This window comes from Streptomyces sp. NBC_01176 (assembly GCF_045039825.1).
In the GTDB taxonomy this organism is placed as follows: domain Bacteria; phylum Actinomycetota; class Actinomycetes; order Streptomycetales; family Streptomycetaceae; genus Streptomyces.
In genome coordinates, this window is record NZ_CP108600.1 from 3,638,836 (window position 1) to 3,654,514 (window position 15,679).

A 15,679-nucleotide genomic window follows, 5' to 3' on the forward strand; every position below is an offset into this window, starting at 1 on the left:
GCCGTAGCCAGGAGAGCCGCAGGTACGTGCCGACCCATAAGACCGTGTCCTACGTGGTGAGGCGGATGAGTCGCTTGTAGCAGCAGAGGGCGGCGGCGAGGCCGAGAAATGCCAGGTAGTTGCGGAGGTGGCGTTCGTAGCGGTGGTTGAGTCGGCGGTAGCCGGTCAGCCAGGACATGGTGCGTTCGATGACCCATCGTCGGCGCCCCAGCCGTTCGCTGGACTCGACTCCCTTGCGGGCGATACGGACACCGATGTGCTCGCCCCACAGCCATTTTCGCAGGTGAGGGACGTCGTAGGCCTTGTCTGCGTGGAGACGTCGGGGCTTGAAGTACCGGCCGCGGTGGGGGTCGTGTCTCGTTTGTGACCCTGGATCACGGGCTTGAGGGCGAGGCTGTCGTGGGTGCTGGCTGCCGAGAGGCCGACGACGATGGGCAGTCCGTTCGCGTCCGACAGGACGTGCATCTTCGAACCGGGCTTACCCCGGTCCACGGGGCTCGGACCTGTGAGTTCGCCCCTTTTTTCGCCCTTACGTGGGCGGAGTCGAGAACAGCTCGGGAGAGGTCGAGCAGGCCGGCGTCGTCCAGACGGTGCAGGATCTCCTCGTGCAACCGGCCCCACACACCCGCCCGCGACCAGATCAGTAACCGGCGGTGCGCGGTCGACTTCGATATCCCGAAGCACGGCGGCAAAGCCCGCCAGGCGCACCCACTAACCAGCACATAGGCAATCGCCGCGAACAGCGTCTCATCAGGCGTGTCCTGCGTCCCGCCGCCCTGCGGCCGCACCTTCGACGGCGGGATCAGCGGTTCCGCGATCTCCCACAGCCCGTCCGGAACAATCCAACTCCACATACCCCGCCCCATAAAACCAAGCCCAACGACCTAGCTCCACATAGGACACGGTCTTAGAGCGCAGGAGCGCCACCCGGAGGCCGAGGCACGCGCCCGCGAGACCCTGGGCGCCCATCCTGAACCGGACCGGCTGATTCTGGCATTGCGGCTCGGCCTGGCACGCAGCCTCAACGGCCAAGCCCGCCACGAGGAGGCTCTCGCGCGCCCGTGAGCTGGACCGCAGCCTGCCCGCGGGATCGAGCCGCCCAGAGACCGGCGTCATCGAGCTGGCCGTAGCCACCGCCCTCCTGGGACTACACCGCGGCACCGAAGCTCGCCTTCAGGCCGCAGCTGCTCACGTTCAGGCCGCAGCTGCTCACGCTGCCTGTCTGGCCTCATTCGGCCCCGACCATCGCCGCACAGTCGAGGCTCAGGCTCTGCTCGACCGACTCGACGGTGCTTGATCGGACGCGCACCGCGAATCCGGACAGGGGTGTCCCAGGTGTCCGGCTGTCCGGGCACGGCCTCGAACTGCACGGACAGCCCGGACAGCCCGATGGACCGCTGTCCGGGCTGTCCGGGCTGTCCGGGCTGAGACGGCTGCAACAGCCCCCTGATGTTGCAGCCCGTCGGCGGAGCCAACCTCTCAATGGGCGCAGGAGCCGGAGGCGACTTCGGACTACGCACTATCTGCGATACACCAGGGCACCTGACACCTCCTGGGATCAAGGAACCCGCTGATCAGAGCCGCTTCGCAAGCCGAAATCTAATTGTGCTAGGGAGCCGTGTGCGCAGGTTCGAATCCTGCCGGGGGCACCCCTCATGAGGTGCCCGAAGACCCCGTCACCAGCGGAAACGCTGAGGCCGGGGTCTTCGCGTATCTACAGCCCTGTGCAGCCGTATGCCGCCCTGAGCGGCCCTATGTCGGCGTCTGTGCACTGTTCGTCGCCAGGATCTTGGAGCATCTTCCCTGGTCAACTGACCGATTATCCAAGAGGAGCCCGCAGTGTCGACTCCAGCCCGAACGCGGAACCGTCTACTCCCCCGAGCCCGGGGAATCTGGCGTCCATGACACTGGCGCGCTCATTGCCCGACGATGCCACCGAGTGGTGGATCTTTCTGGGAACGTTCGTCCTCTACGCGCTCGGACGTTGGTTCTTCGCCTGGCAGCGAGCCAGGCGTGAGGGCGACAGCCACCCCATGCGTACCGCGTTCGCCGAAGAAGACGATCCCGCCGCACGCCACGCGGCCATGATCGGTGGTTTCCGCTCCTACCGGCAGTTCTTCGGCTTCGTCGGAAGCGCCTTCGCAGTGGTTCTTGTCGCTGCTCTGACCGAAGGTTGGCTCCGCCACGCCCTGCTATGGATGATTGTTCCGCTTCTGGTCATAGCGCTCTCGTACCTCGATTTCCGCCAGTCCCTGAAAGCGCGCTCCGGAGCCTGACAGGGATGTGGGCCAGCGACAAGGCATACCTCCCGGCCTCACTCGTACTCGAGCATCAGCTCCTCGATCTTCCGGTGGCGATCTCCTGCCGCCCGTCAATGCACTCGGCGTAACGGCCCAACAGGACCTCGACACTGTTGGCCGCCCGTTCAGCGACCTCGGTCGGGTCGACCCCCGCGTTGAGTCATGTCGACAGAGCGGAGTGGCGAAGGTCGTACGGCCGGCGCGCCAACGGCGACGCCACTGCGGCCGGCGGAAGGGCAAGGGAGCGGGCTTCCGCCCAGGCCCTCCAGTACGTCGACGAGGCGACCACTCCCCCACCCTCACTGTAGATGGCGTCCGTCAACGGCGGTCCCGAAGGCGTCGAGGTGTTCGCTGAGGATCGCCACGAGTTGGGGCGGGATCGGCACGCGGCGTACGTCCTCTGCGGTCGGTTCTTCAGCCCGCGGTCGTCGTGACTCTCACCCAAATCCGTCCACTTCTTGCCGACGCTCGGACGCGTTCGATGCAGTGATTCGTTGATCCCGTCGCGGGTGTTGGGCGCAGCATGTGGCCACTTCATCGCCAAGTACTTCAAGGCGAAGTCGTACCAGGTGAGCTTGGCCTTCGTTTCTGCCATCGAGTCCGGAAGGCCTGTGCCGCAGGTGATGCCGAGGGCCAAGCGGAGTCCCCTATGCTCGCGGGGCAGTTGGTGTGAACAGTCCATTCAGGGGGCGCGGAGCCGCATGGCCGACGAGATCAAGTACGAGTACAAGACCGTGCGGACAGTGCGCGGTACCAACGGCTTGATGATCTCGAAGATGCAGAAGGACGGCTGGGAGCTCGTGGAGCAGGTCCAGGGCACGCTTCGCTCCACCCTCACCTTCCGTCGGCCGAAGAAACCGCAGCCGTGGCTCCTGATCGGCGCGTTGGTCGCCGTCCCGGTGATCCTGGCCATCGTCATCGGCGTTGCCTCAGCGCTCAGCGGCGGAGGCGAGAAGGAGGACGAGTCGGACAAGCCGGTGGCCGCTGCGAGCGAGAAGCCTTCCGCTACGCCGGCTCCGACCGCGGCCGAGTCGACTACCACCGAGGTGATCACGCCTCAGAACAACCCGGAGTTCGCGGCGCTTCTGAAGGCGGACTCGTGCGACGACGCGAACCTGGACTTCGCGACCAGGCACGCGGGCCAGACGGTCGCATTCGACGGCTCGATCGTGAACATGGCGCCCCACGGTGACTACGACACCCGCTACGACTTCCTCCTGGGCCCAGGCGACCAGGGACCGAACACGACGGTCGGCCCGGCCTTCAAGTACGAGGACGTCAACACCTTTGACCTGAAACTGACCGGCAAGAAGATCCCCGCCACCGTCGACGCAGGCGACAAGTTCCGCTTCGTCGCCGAGGTACGCGAGTTCAACGCGGACCAGTGCATCTTCTTCCTCAACCCGGTCTCGACGGAGGTCCGGTAGTCAAGAGAGGCAGCCGCGTCATTACGGACCAGCGTGCCGGGCCGATTGACGCCGTCGTCAGAAGGGCTCGGTGGCTCGACATCCGATGAGCAGTTCGTGGCCCGAGCTCACCGGTTGATCACCGTGCGGTGATCGTTCCACGAGCCGCCACGATGCCCTGGCGAAGGCAGATGCGGCTCCAGCTGCATTCGTCAGGTCATCCCGCCCCACGCCAACACAACGAGCCCTCGACCCGACATCCACATGACCCACCTGACAGGATCTAGGTGACAGCGCATTTGATCCTGCGCACGGCTGAGGACACGTGCGAGGCTGGATGCATGGCCCGCATCGCCTACTTCTCCGAGACCCGCGCCATCAACCGTGTCCCGGAGAACGTCGCCCGGTCCCGCGCCCCTGAGGCTCCCTCATGTCATGGGCCCGGAAGCACTCTTCAGTCGTAGTCGGTAGCGGTCGACGGGGCGGCGAAGTACTGCGCGTATCGCGTCCCGGCGAAGTGTTCGCCCAGTAGTCGGGAGAAGAGCAGGACCGACGGCAGTGGGCGGTGGTTCACCACCAGGTGTTGCGTCTGTCCCGCTGCGTTGCGGTAGACGACAGCGATGTTGGCGATCGGTTCGCCGGCCACCGTCGACGTGTAGTCCTCGACGAAGTCGTTCTCTCCGTAGCCGCCGATGTAGATGAAGTCCTGGTGCTCGTACAGAGTGCGCGCATACGACAGCACCGTGCGGACGTCCTCGGCCCCGCGCACGACCCCGTTCAGGACCGAGCCCTCCATCGTCACGTCGTCGGCGAGGTTGTCCAGCCAAAAGGGGTAGTAGTCCGTGCGCTGTCGGGCCGGGTCGCCGCTGCCCAGGTACATCGGGTTCGTCTTGTCAGCCATCTTCCAGCCTTTCTGCTTCCAGCCTCCGTGGCGGGGGCCGGCTCCACTTGGTGGGGGCGACCGCGAGGTGGGCGCGGCCGCTCGATGCCCCTGGTCGGCCGACCGGGCGGTGTGGTCTGGCCGGGGTGGCTGCGCCGCGGGCATGGGCGCCCCCAGTCCCGCCGCCGACGGCACCGCCACCGCTGCCGGCACCGGCACCGGCATCGGCATCGGCAGAGCCCGTCCTATCTCTCGGCGTCGAAGGCGAAGAACGGCTTCGCGCCATGTGCGGGTGTTTCGGCGAGCGCGAGAGCCTCCGGGAAGCGTTCGAGTGGGTACGGCCGGCCCTGGGGGATGGTCAGCACTCCGTCGGTGACGAGACCGAGGACCTCGGACAGCGCGCGGAGGGCGTCCTCGGGTGCGGCCGTGCCGAACCAGCGGTTCAGCCAGAAGCCACGGACCGTCTTGGTCTCGTAGATGACCGAACGTGCCTGCAACGGGATCGTCAGCGCTGCCGGGTCGGTCTGCCGGTGCGTGGAGAGCGCGCCGTAGACCACGAGCTCTCCTCCCGGGGCCAATGCCTGGGACACCTGGGCACCCACGTGGCCCGCGACGCAGTCGGTGGCCTTGCGCACGCCGGCCGGTCCCGCGATCTCCGCCACTCGCTGCGACAGGTCCTCGTCCTCGGTGCAGATGACCTCGTCACCGCCGAGCGCCTTGATCTCCTCGACGGCGTCGCGCCGCCGCACGACATTGATCGTGCGCATACCCAGATGTCGGGCCAGCTGAATGACGAGCCGGCCGACGGTGGAGCCAGCGGCCGTCTGCAACAGCCATTCACCTGGCTGTACGTCGAGTTCGCGCGTCACGAGGAGCAGCGCGGTCAACGGGTTGACGGCGAGTTGGCAGGCGTCGGAGTCGCTCAGGCTGTCGGGGATCGGCAGGAGCCTCCGCTGATCGGCGACAAGGTATTCCTGCCAGGTGCCGGACACCGGCGGCCCGGGTACCGCCGGGACCGCGACGGCCACCACGCGCTCACCGATCTTCAGCCCCTCGGTGTCCGGGCCCAGGGCTTCGATACGGCCCACGCATTCCATGTGGCCGCCGACCGTGGGAAACTCGGGGGAGAAACCGTAGCGGCCGCGCAGCACGTGCAGATCGCTGGCGTGAATGGGAGTCGCCGTCACGCGGATCAACGCCTGACCGGCTTCCGGTGTGGGAACGGGCCGGGATTCCAGCCGCAGGACGTCGATGGGCTCGCCGGTCTTTCCGGCTACGAGCGCGCGCATGAATGGAGGCATGAGTGACCTTTCGCCTCTCAGTGCCCGACGAACTCGGCGGCGGGCGTTCTGGATAGAAACTAGCCCACAGGTCCGCGATCAGGACCGCTCGCCGCGGGCGCACTACTCTAAGTTCGGATGATGAATCTGTCATTTCGGGATCGGTATGCCCGGTCCCGGGAAAGATTTCCGGCGGCGGGCAATTCCGCGAGTGCGAATGCCCGCTGCGCCGGTGCCGGGCTCAGGAGGCCCGGGGTGCCACCTGGAGGCCGTCGATCGAGTCACGACCCTTGGCGGTGTCCGCGTACAGTCGGGCCGCGACGATCAGCCCGTCGTTCACGGTGAACAGCAGGCAGTGTTCGTTCTCCATGGTGCGGCCGGTCTTCGCCTTCGCCCTGGCCCTGACGGGAACGACCACGTGCGACCCGGCATCGAGCACTGTGTGTGCGTCGTACGTGAAGGTCTCGTAGTAGTGATCGTAGATGTCCTGGTAGAAGGCGAGAAACCCTTCAGGCCCATGGAATGTCCCGCCGTACGGCAGGGAGGTGGGGAAGTCGAACACCACCTCGGGCGACATGAGGGCCACCAGGTCCGAGGAGTCGTTCTCCTCGAATCCTGAATATGCTCGCCGGCAAGCGTCCACTATTGCCTGATTACGCGACATGTTTCCTCCGGATCGCAGCAGAAATGAGGGGGAATCCGTCAGTCGCGGTCGGCATCCGACGGGTCGGCGACATACTTCGCGTACTCGGTCCCCGCGAAGTGTTCGCCCAGCTTGCGGGAGAAGTAGTTGAGCATCTGCAGCGGACGGTGGTTCATCACGAGATGCTGCGTCTTCCCCTCTTCGTTGAAGTAGACGACCGCGATGTTGCCGATCGGCCTGCCGTCCACCGTCGCCGCGTAGTCCTCGACGAAGCCGTTCTCTCCATACTCGCCGATGTAGATGAAGTCCTGGAAGTCGTACAGAGTGCGCGCGTAGGACAGCATCGCGAAGACGTCCTCGGCCCCGTGGATGGTGCCCCTGAAGACCCCGGCCTCCAGCGTCACGTCGTCGGCGAGATTGTCCAGCCAAGGGGGGTAGTAGTCCTGGCGCTGTCGCGCCGGATCGCCGCTGCCCAGATATGTCGGTGGCGTCTTGTACGTCATTCTTCAGCCTCCTGCTGTCGGTTAATTCATCGAATGAACTTCATTGGTTGAACTTCATTGGTTGAACTTAATCGGTGGAAATTCATCGGTTGAACTTCTAACAGGATCGCTGGACGCAAGCGGTACTGTCCAACGAAAGTCGGAGACTGCCGCCATCTCGCTGGGAGATACCTCGAGGGCTCGCCGAGGGATACTCGGAGGGTGGAACTGCGCCAGCTCGAGTACTTCGTCGCCGTCGCCGAGGAAGCGAACTTCACCCGTGCCGCCGCACGGCTGCACGTCGTCCAGTCCGCGGTCTCCACCACGATCAAGACCCTCGAGCGAGAACTCCGCACGCCGTTGCTGGAGCGCACCCGCAAAGGCGTGCTGCTCACCGATGCCGGTGCCGCCCTGCTGCCGCGTGCCCATGCCGCCCTCGACGCCGCCCGGGAGGCCGCGGACGCCGTGGGCGAGGTCCGCGGCGGACTGCGCGGCACCCTGCGGCTGGGCGCGATAGCCACGGTCGGGCTCATCGACCTGCCCGTGTTCCTCGGTGACTTCCACCGACGTCATCCCGGCGTGTTCCTCCAGACCAGCGCCGCCCCCTCCGGCTCCCAGGGCCTGGTCGAAGCCCTCCTCGAACGGCGGCTCGACCTCGCCTTCGTCTCGGGGCCCGGACCGCCCCCGACGGGCATCACGCTGACCGACCTCGCCACCTCGGTGCTCGACCTCGTCGTGCCGGCCACGCATCCGCTCGCGGAACGCCGCACCGTGTCGATCGCCGAACTGGCCGGCCTGGACTTCGTCGACTTCCCCGCGGGCTACAGCAACCGGACCGTGGCCGACCGGGCCTTCGCCGCTGCCTCCGTCCCCCATCGCGTCGCCATCGAGATCACCGACCTCACCACGGGTGTGGCCTACGTCCGCAACGGCCTGGGCGTGGCGCTGCTGCCACGGGTCTCCCTCGGCAAGGGAGAGGACGTCGCCACCCTGACCGTCGACGACGCCGACCTGGAATGGCAGTTCTCCCTGGCCGCTCCGTCCGGGCGCACGCCCCGTGCCGCGGCTCGCGCCATGATCGAGATGGCGCGCGAGTTCCTCTGGCAAGGGTGAGCGTCGCCTCCGTGCGCAGGGTGACCCGCCCGGCCAAGGCGTGAGGCGGTCGAGTACGGCAGCACGGGGAGCCAACGCGGCTTCTGTGAACGTGCGTTGGGACTTCGGATACCTCCCCCGGCGGCACGGGGGCGTCGCGCGACGCGCATCTCCTCGGTGCCCCCCGATCATCGGCCGCGTGGAAAGGGCTCAATTGCTTTCGGTGGCGTTGCCCACGTAAATGGTGCACGCATCTAGGCAATCCGTACTTCTTCGCCGACAGTTGATGACGGAAGGCCCCACAGGAAGCAATCGCTCATATGCACTACTCATCCGACGTTCCCGTACAGCCGCACGCCGTCACCGTCGCCGAAGTGGTTCCCGGTGATCTTCTCGCCCTCTCCGCGCAGGACGTGGCGGAGAACACCTGGTCCGTGGTGATGCACACGTTGCCCGAGACCCCGCACACCATTCGACTGACCTTGCGGCCGCCACTCGGCGGAAAAGATCACGACGCGGTATTCGAGCGGAGTCTCCGAGTGACCGTCGGGTGCCGCCGGATGGACGTGTCGGCAATTCCCGAGATCATTTCGTCCGACCTCCACGCGGTGGAATTCAGGGACGGGGACCGCGTCGCTTCGCTGCGCGTCGTGGACCCCGACGCCGTCGAGGAGTCGTACACCCGTAGGTGGGGCCGGTGGTACCGGGACCTGGACAGCGGGGCCCAGGAACCGGTCTCGGACGCGGAGTTGCGGGAGCGGGCCGCGCGAGCCGTCCGGCGGGGACACGTCGTACGTCATCACCCGCGTCCGCGCCGATCCGACCAGGTCCGTGCGCCGCGCCGGGTCGTCGTCACCGGGCTCGGCGCCGTGACGCCCCTCGGTGTCGGGGTCGGGGAACTGTGGCAGGGGCTGATCGAAGGCCGCTGCGGGATACGGGAGTTGGAGAGCGAGGAGTTCGCCGGACTGCCGGTGCGGATCGCGGGGACCGTGCCCGTGGACCCCGTAGGACTGCTGCCCCGGCCGCAGGCGCGTCGGATGAACCGGTCCGCCCAGTTCGCGGTGCTCGCCGCCCGCGAGGCCTGGCAGGACGCCGGATTCGACCCGGCGGGCACGAGGGAGAGCGGGCTCGCCCCCGAGCGGGTCGGCGTCTCGGTCGGCGCCATCCTCGGCGACGCCTCCGTCCTGGTCGGCGGCGACCGGAGGCTGCGCGACCGCGGACCGCGCGCGGTCTCCCCGCTGACCACGCCGATGACCGTGCCCTCGCAGGCCGCGTCACAGGTGTCGCTCTTCCTGCGCATCACCGGCGAGGCCCGCACCGTGACGAGCGCGTGCGCCTCCGGCACCGAGGCCATCGGGCAGGCCATTGACCGCATCCGGTACGGGCGGGTCGACGTCGCCCTCGCCGGGGGCGCCGAGGCGGTGGTCACCCCGGCGATCATGGCCTCCTTCGCCGCGATGCGCGCGCTGTCCGCCCACCCGATCGGATCCACCAGCCCCTCCCGGCCGTTCGCCGGCGACCGGGACGGCTTCGTGAACGGCGAAGGCGCCGGGTTCCTGCTCCTGGAGGCCGAGGAGCACGCCCGGGCACGCGGGGCGCGCGTCTACTGCGAGGCCGCCGGCTGGGGCCTGTCCGCGGACGCCCACCACATGGCCGCGCCCGATCCGTCCGGCAGCGGCGTGGAACTGGCGCTGCGCAGGGCCGTCCAGGACGCGGGCGCCCACATCGTCGACGTCGTCCACGTCAACGCGCATGCCACCGCCACCGTCGACGGCGACCTCGCCGAGGCGAGCGCGCTGCGCGCCGTGCTCGGCGCGCGTGTGCCCGTCACCGCGCTCAAGGGGCACCTCGGCCATCTCCAGGGAGCAGCGGGCGGTGTGGAGGCCGTCGCCACGGTGCTCACCCTCCATCACGGCCTCATCCCGCCCACCATCGGCCGCGACGTCCCGGACGACGCCATCGACCTGGACGTGGTGACCAAGAGCCCCCGCCCGCTCCCCGCGTCCGGCGACCTCGCCCTCAGCAACTCGTTCGGATTCGGCGGCCACAACGCGGTGTTGGCCTTTCGCCGGACGGGGTGACCGCCGTGCAGGCGTACCGACAGACCGAACAGACCGACATACGGGCGTACGGGCTACGGGCTACGGGCTACGGGTTACGGGCTACGGGCGTACGGGCGTACGGGCGGGCCTACCGGTACGCCGCGGGCCCGCCGTGTCTCAGGCCGAGGCGCGCTTGCGCGGGGTCGTCTTCCTCGCGGTCGCGGTGTTCTTCTTGGCGGCCGTCTTCTTGGCCGCGCCCTTGGCGGACCCCTGGGCCGTCGACTTCGTCGCCGTCCGGGCGGTGGTCCCGGAGGACTGCTTCGCCGTGGTCTTCTTCGTCGCCGCCTTCTTCGCCGCCGTCTTCTTCGCGGTCGACGTGGACTTCTTCCCCCCGACCGCCTTCGGCGCCGTACGGGCCGACTTGCGGGCCGGGAGCGGGGTGACCTCGGCGGTCCCGCCGGCCTCCCCGGCCTTCCCGCCGGTCCGCTCCCCTGCCTTCCCGCCGGTCGCCCCGTCCGGTTCCTCGCCGCGGGACTCCTTCGCCGCGCGCACGCTCTTCTCCAGGGCGGCCATCAGGTCGAGCACCTTGCCGCCCGCCTTCTCCCCGGCGGGCGCGGCCGGCGCCTGTTCGCCGGAGGCCTTGGCGGCGATCAACTCCTCCACGGCTTCGCGGTAGTCGTCGTGCAGGTCCGCGAGGTCGACCTCGCCGAGGGTGTCCATGAGGGCGTCCGCCAGGTCGAGCTCCTGGTCGCGGACGGTCACGCCGGCGTCCGGGGCCACCTCGTCCGTACCGCGGATCTCGTCCGGCCAGAGCAGCCCGTGCATGGCGATGACGTCGTCCACCACCCGCAGCATCCCGAGCCGCTCCCGTCCGCGCAGCGCGAACTTCGCGATGGCGACCTTCCGGCTGCGCTTGAGGGCCTCGCGCAGCAGGACGTACGGCTTGGTGGCGGGGACGCCGTTCGCGGACAGGTAGTAGGCCGTGTCCATCTGCAAGGGATCGATCCGGTCGGCCGGCACGAAGGCCACGATCTCGATCGTCCTGGCGGTCGGGAGCGGCAGCGCGGCCAGGTCCTCGTCCGTGACCGGGATCAGCGAGCCGTCGCCGTCCTCGTACGCCTTGCCGATCTCACCGGAGGTGACCTCGCGGTCCTCCAGTTCGCAGAACTTCCGGTACCGGATCCGGCCACCGTCCTCGAGGTGGATCTGGCGGAAGGAGATCGAGTGGCTCTCCGTCGCGTTCACGAGCTTGATCGGGATACTGACCAGCCCGAAGGAGATGGCGCCGTTCCAGATGGATCGCACGTGCAGCACCTTCCTGACACGGATGGGTGAGGCGAGAGGTCCGACACGGAATTCGAGAGGTGCGGTTGGAAGTCAGGCTAGACGCGTGTTCGCGGCAGCACATCCGCAGGCGGGCGGTCGAGCGCCTCGCCCACGGTTTCGTGCGACGCTCGACCCATGACGCCGATCACCGAGGTGGAGGGACGGCGGCTCGCGCTCACCAACCTGGAGAAGGTCGTCTACCCCGCGACCGGCTTCACGAAGGGCGAGGTCCTGCACTACTGCGCGACGGCCGCGGCCCCTCTGCTGGCGCACCTCCACGACCGGCCGGTCTCCTTCCTGCGCTATCCCGACGGACCGGACGGCCAGGTCTTCTTCACCAAGAACGTGCCGCCCGGCGCCCCCGCCTGGGTCCGGACCGCCGAGGTCCCCCGGACGGAGGGTCCCGCCCGTATGGTCCTGGTTCAGGACCTCGCCTCGCTCATGTGGGCCGCGAACCTCGTCACCGAGTTCCACACACCGCAGTGGCGGGCGGACGCGCCCGGCGAGGCGGACCGGCTGGTGTTCGACCTCGACCCGGGCGCGCCCGCGACGGTCGTCGAGTGCTGCCAGGTCGCCCTGTGGCTCCGGGAGCGGCTGGCGGCGGACGGCATCACGGCGTACGCGAAGACGTCCGGCTCGAAGGGGCTGCATCTGCTGGCGGCGCTGGTGCCGGTGGCGTCCGAGGACGTCAGCGCCTACGCGAAGGAGCTCGCCGTCGAGGCGGAGCGGGCGCTGCCGGGCCTCGTCACCCACCGGATGACGAAGAGCCTGCGGCCGGGGAAGGTCTTCGTCGACCACAGCCAGAACGCCGCGCGCAAGACCACGGCGACGCCGTACACCCTTCGGGCCCGGGCCACGCCGACCGTCTCCGCGCCCGTCACCTGGGACGAGGTCGCGGACTGCGGCGAGCCGGGACGGCTCGTCTTCCACGCCCGGGACATCGCGCCGCGGCTGGAACGGTACGGCGATCTGCTGGCACCGCTGCTGGATCCGGGCCGCGCGCACCCCTTGCCGTGAGCGACGGACGCCGGACGGGGTTCCTGGCGCGCGGCGCCCTCCCGGCTCGCGCGTCCTGTCGGACCGCCATCGGCCCGTGGGCCCCGTTCCCCGTTGGTAGACGGGTCGCCGGGGCACCTGGCCTCGGGTCGCCGGGCGTCCGGCCCGCGCGGACAATGAACAGCAACGAGTCACGGGGGCGGGCCGTGAAACAGCAGGGCACGGCAGGGCACGGCAGGGCAGGGCAGGGCAGGGCAGGGCAGGACAGGTCGGGACGAGGCGGGACGGGACAAGGCGGCGCTGGGTGGGTGGCCGCACGCCACCAGGGGCGGTGGCGGCCTGCCGGCGAGGTGGCGATGATGCCGACGTGGCGACTGCGGGACTTCCACGACGATGATCTCGACCAGGCGATCCAGATGTGGGACCAGAACCGGCAGGCGGACGACGCCGCCACCGTGTTCCCGGTCTCCGAGGTCATGGCGGCCGCCCGGGGCGGCGGCCCCGCCGTGGTCGCCGTGGCGGGGAACGACGTGGTGGTGGGCATGGCGGTGGCGCAGGCCCGGGGCGATCGGGCCTGGATCACGTTGGTGGCGCTCTCCGCCGCGTGGCGCGACCGGGGCATCGGCAGCGCCCTGATCGGCGAACTCGAACGGCGGCTGCGGACCCAGGACGTACGGCGGATCGGGGCGCTGCTCGCCCCGGGGGCCACCGGGACGACGGCGCTGGAGAACTCCGGCTACCGGGTGCGCACCGGGCTGGTCTTCTACGAGAAGGTCGAACATCTCGGCGCGGGCGAGGCGGGTCTGCTCGCGGAACTCGGCGGGAGACTGCAACCGCAGGGGCTCTGGCACGCACTTGCCGGGATGGAGCGGGAGAAGGACGCCATCGAGCGGCGGATCGTGCTGCCGCTGGCCGAGCCCGCGCTGGCCGAGCGGTACGGGGTGGCGCCGCCGAAGGCGGTCATCCTCTTCGGGCCTCCGGGCACCGGGAAGACCAGCTTCGCGAAGGCGGTCGCCTCCCGGCTGGAGTGGCCGTTCGTGGAGCTCTTCCCGTCCCGGCTGGCCGCGGGCGCCGAGGGGCTCGCCGCGTCGCTGCGGGACACCTTCGCCGAGCTGGCGGAACTGGAGACGGTGGTGCTGTTCATCGACGAGGTCGAGGAGATCGCCGGCGCCCGGTCCGGTCTGGCCGTCGATCCCGGCCACGGAGTCACCAACGAGCTGCTCAAGCTGATCCCCGGCTTCCGCGACCACGACGAGCGGCTGCTGATCTGCGCCACGAACTCCGTGCGTTCACTGGATCCGGCGTTCCTGCGGCCAGGGCGGTTCGACTACGTCATCCCGGTCGGCCCTCCCGATCCGGCCGCTCGGGAGGCCATCTGGCGGCGCTATCTCGGGCCCGCCGCCGACCGGGTCGAGCTGCACCGGCTGGTGGCGGCCAGTGAGATGTTCACCCCCGCCGACATCGAGTTCGCCGCCCGCAAGGGTGCCCAGGCCGCGTTCGAGCGCGAGATCACCGACCGCCGGGGCACACCGGCCGGGACCGAGGACTACCTGGCGGCGGTCGCCGACACCCGCCCGACCCTCACCGCGCAGGCCCTCACCGAGTTCGAGGAGGACATCGAGCGTCACGTGCGGATGTGACGTACGGACGGATGTGACGTACGGACGGATGTGACGTCACGTGCGGATGTGACGTAGGGACGCGACACCGACCGTCGAACGCCCGTGTCCCCGGCGGTCGAGCACCCGTGTCCCCGGCGAACGAGCACCCGTCACCCGGCGGTAGCGGGACGGGCGGCGGGGGCGTCACACCCTCAGCCACGTCTGCCGGTCGCGGGCCATCGCGTGCAGTGCCTCCACGTCCGCCGGCTTCAGGACCCCGCCCAGCCGGGCCAGCGAGGACAGCTCGGTGTCCTGGAGCACGCGCAGCTCACGGAGCGGTGAGAGGACGTCGAGGGCGGCGGCCCCGGCCAGGGCCAGGACGGGACGGACCTCGGCGGTCAGCGCGTACGAGGCCCGGCCGGCGTCGGCGCGGACCTGCCGGATCAGGGGGCGCGGCTCGCGGCGGCCGACCGTGACCATGGGGTCGGTGACGAGGACCCGCTGCTTGCGGGCGTACAGGGCGCGGACCGAGAAGAGGCCCCCGGGACCGATGACCAGGTGGTGGATACGGTCACCGCCGGGCAGGGGGACCGAGTGCACGGTGTGCCAGCCCGCCCCCTCCAGCCGGTCGAGGGCGTCGCCGACGGCCTGCTCGGCGGCGAGCGCGCGGCGCCGCGGGTCGGGCCGCAGCCGGTGGGCGGGCCCCGGGTCCCGGTCGAGGGCGACGACCAGTGCCTCGCCGGGCCGGTTGGGCGCGAGGTCGTCGTCCGGGTGGAGGGCGAGGCGGGCCAGTTCCGCCGGGGTGGGGACCGGGGGCGGCCCCACGGTCACGGGGCCGGTGAGGAACGGGGCGAGCGTGTCGAGCACGTCCTCCCGCCGGTCCTCGCTGAGCAGGTTGACCCGGGCCGTGTCACGGTCGTACCAGGCGACGTTCCTCCCGTCGGTCAGGCACACGTAGAGACGCTCCTGTCCGTGGCGCCAGGCCGGTACGACCCGCAGTCCGTTCATGCACCATCACCCCATGACCATGGGAACAGGCGGGGTGCTCCAGGGGCAAGAACCCGGTTACCTTTGTGAGCAGTTGGGGGAGTTGTGGGAGGCGCCGTTGCGGACTCGCAGAAAGCAACCCGATGTACCCGCTCCGCAGAACCCGTGGAGTGAGATCGTGCCCGGCCTGTGGATGGGCGGGCACGCCTTCGCGGGGCGCTCCGGGGAGCCGGAATTCGCCGTCGTGCACGACGAGTTCGACCTGGTCCTGACGCTGCTGCGGCTCCCGGGGCACGGCCCGGACCCGGGCGTCGAACACCATGTGTGGCCGATCCCGGACGGCCCCCTGGACGGCACGCAGCTGGCGGGCGTGATCCGTCTCGCGCGCGCCGCGGACGACGCGCTGGAGGACGGGCGCCGGGTCCTGGTCCGCTGCTACCACGGCTACAACCGCTCAGGGCTCGTCGTGGCCCACGCGCTGGTCCTCGCCGGGCACAGCTCCGACGAGGCGATACGGCTGATCCGGGGCCGCCGCTCGCCGTGGGCCCTGCACAACGAACTGTTCGTGGAGTACCTGCGGGCCGGGCTTCCCACCGCCCGGCTCCTGGAGGAACTGGCGGAGTAGCGGAGGCACGGGCGGGCGT

The 15,679-nt window shown here is 69.5% G+C and carries 13 protein-coding genes and 1 pseudogene; 7 read left to right on the forward strand and 7 right to left on the reverse strand.

All coding sequences use genetic code 11. From position 1 onward, the window contains the following. Positions 1 to 49 precede the first annotated feature (49 nt). Positions 50 to 866 (reverse strand): annotated as a pseudogene (locus tag OG199_RS15420) (IS5 family transposase). Between the two features lie 1,035 nt (positions 867 to 1,901). Between OG199_RS15420 and OG199_RS15425 the strand changes: the two are divergent. Beyond that, positions 1,902 to 2,276, forward strand: coding sequence for a hypothetical protein (locus OG199_RS15425; RefSeq protein WP_405829918.1), 375 nt, complete (start codon positions 1,902 to 1,904; stop codon positions 2,274 to 2,276). Positions 2,277 to 3,001: 725 nt separating this feature from the next. Then, positions 3,002 to 3,727, forward strand: coding sequence for a DUF4839 domain-containing protein (locus tag OG199_RS15430; protein WP_405829919.1), 726 nt, complete (start codon positions 3,002 to 3,004; stop codon positions 3,725 to 3,727). A gap of 433 nt (positions 3,728 to 4,160) precedes the next feature. On the opposite strand, the gene OG199_RS15435 is transcribed toward OG199_RS15430, so the two are convergent. From OG199_RS15435 to OG199_RS15450, 4 genes are all read right to left on the reverse strand, one after another. Beyond that, entirely contained in the window at positions 4,161 to 4,607 is a 447-nt protein-coding gene (locus OG199_RS15435; protein WP_405829921.1) for a hypothetical protein, read from the reverse strand. A gap of 224 nt (positions 4,608 to 4,831) precedes the next feature. Further along, positions 4,832 to 5,875 carry a zinc-dependent alcohol dehydrogenase family protein gene (locus OG199_RS15440; protein WP_356799345.1) on the reverse strand — a complete coding sequence of 348 codons (1,044 nt, stop codon included), beginning with the start codon at positions 5,873 to 5,875 and terminating at the stop codon, positions 4,832 to 4,834. A 232-nt stretch (positions 5,876 to 6,107) separates the two neighbouring features. Continuing rightward, on the reverse strand, positions 6,108 to 6,530 hold the full coding sequence (locus tag OG199_RS15445; protein ID WP_356799347.1) for a nuclear transport factor 2 family protein: 423 nt from the start codon (positions 6,528 to 6,530) through the stop codon (positions 6,108 to 6,110). Between the two features lie 38 nt (positions 6,531 to 6,568). Further along, entirely contained in the window at positions 6,569 to 7,012 is a 444-nt protein-coding gene (locus tag OG199_RS15450) for a hypothetical protein (RefSeq protein WP_356799349.1), read from the reverse strand. 201 nt (positions 7,013 to 7,213) lie between these two features. On the opposite strand from OG199_RS15450, the gene OG199_RS15455 reads away from it, so the two are divergent. Together OG199_RS15455 and OG199_RS15460 are read left to right on the forward strand one after the other, a co-directional pair. Continuing rightward, complete coding sequence (locus OG199_RS15455; protein WP_405829924.1) at positions 7,214 to 8,104, forward strand: LysR family transcriptional regulator; 891 nt, start codon at positions 7,214 to 7,216, stop codon at positions 8,102 to 8,104. 299 nt (positions 8,105 to 8,403) lie between these two features. Further along, positions 8,404 to 10,164, forward strand: a complete 1,761-nt coding sequence (locus OG199_RS15460; protein WP_405829926.1) for a beta-ketoacyl-[acyl-carrier-protein] synthase family protein — start codon at positions 8,404 to 8,406, stop codon at positions 10,162 to 10,164. A 138-nt stretch (positions 10,165 to 10,302) separates the two neighbouring features. On the opposite strand, the gene OG199_RS15465 is transcribed toward OG199_RS15460, so the two are convergent. Further along, positions 10,303 to 11,439 (reverse strand): Ku protein, encoded by a 1,137-nt coding sequence (locus OG199_RS15465; RefSeq protein ID WP_405829928.1) that lies wholly within the window; start codon positions 11,437 to 11,439, stop codon positions 10,303 to 10,305. 147 nt (positions 11,440 to 11,586) lie between these two features. On the opposite strand from OG199_RS15465, the gene ligD reads away from it, so the two are divergent. Both ligD and OG199_RS15475 read left to right on the forward strand, forming a co-directional pair. Next, on the forward strand, positions 11,587 to 12,468 hold the full coding sequence (gene ligD / locus OG199_RS15470) for a non-homologous end-joining DNA ligase (protein WP_405829930.1): 882 nt from the start codon (positions 11,587 to 11,589) through the stop codon (positions 12,466 to 12,468). A gap of 338 nt (positions 12,469 to 12,806) precedes the next feature. Continuing rightward, a complete protein-coding gene (locus OG199_RS15475; protein WP_356799416.1) occupies positions 12,807 to 14,087 on the forward strand; it encodes a GNAT family N-acetyltransferase in 1,281 nt (426 codons plus the stop codon). Positions 14,088 to 14,252: 165 nt separating this feature from the next. On the opposite strand, the gene OG199_RS15480 is transcribed toward OG199_RS15475, so the two are convergent. Beyond that, positions 14,253 to 15,056, reverse strand: a complete 804-nt coding sequence (locus tag OG199_RS15480) for a nuclease-related domain-containing protein (protein ID WP_401799641.1) — start codon at positions 15,054 to 15,056, stop codon at positions 14,253 to 14,255. A 97-nt stretch (positions 15,057 to 15,153) separates the two neighbouring features. On the opposite strand from OG199_RS15480, the gene OG199_RS15485 reads away from it, so the two are divergent. Further along, positions 15,154 to 15,660: a dual specificity protein phosphatase family protein gene (locus OG199_RS15485; protein WP_356799418.1), complete on the forward strand. Its 507-nt coding sequence runs from the start codon at positions 15,154 to 15,156 to the stop codon at positions 15,658 to 15,660. Positions 15,661 to 15,679: the final 19 nt, after the last annotated feature.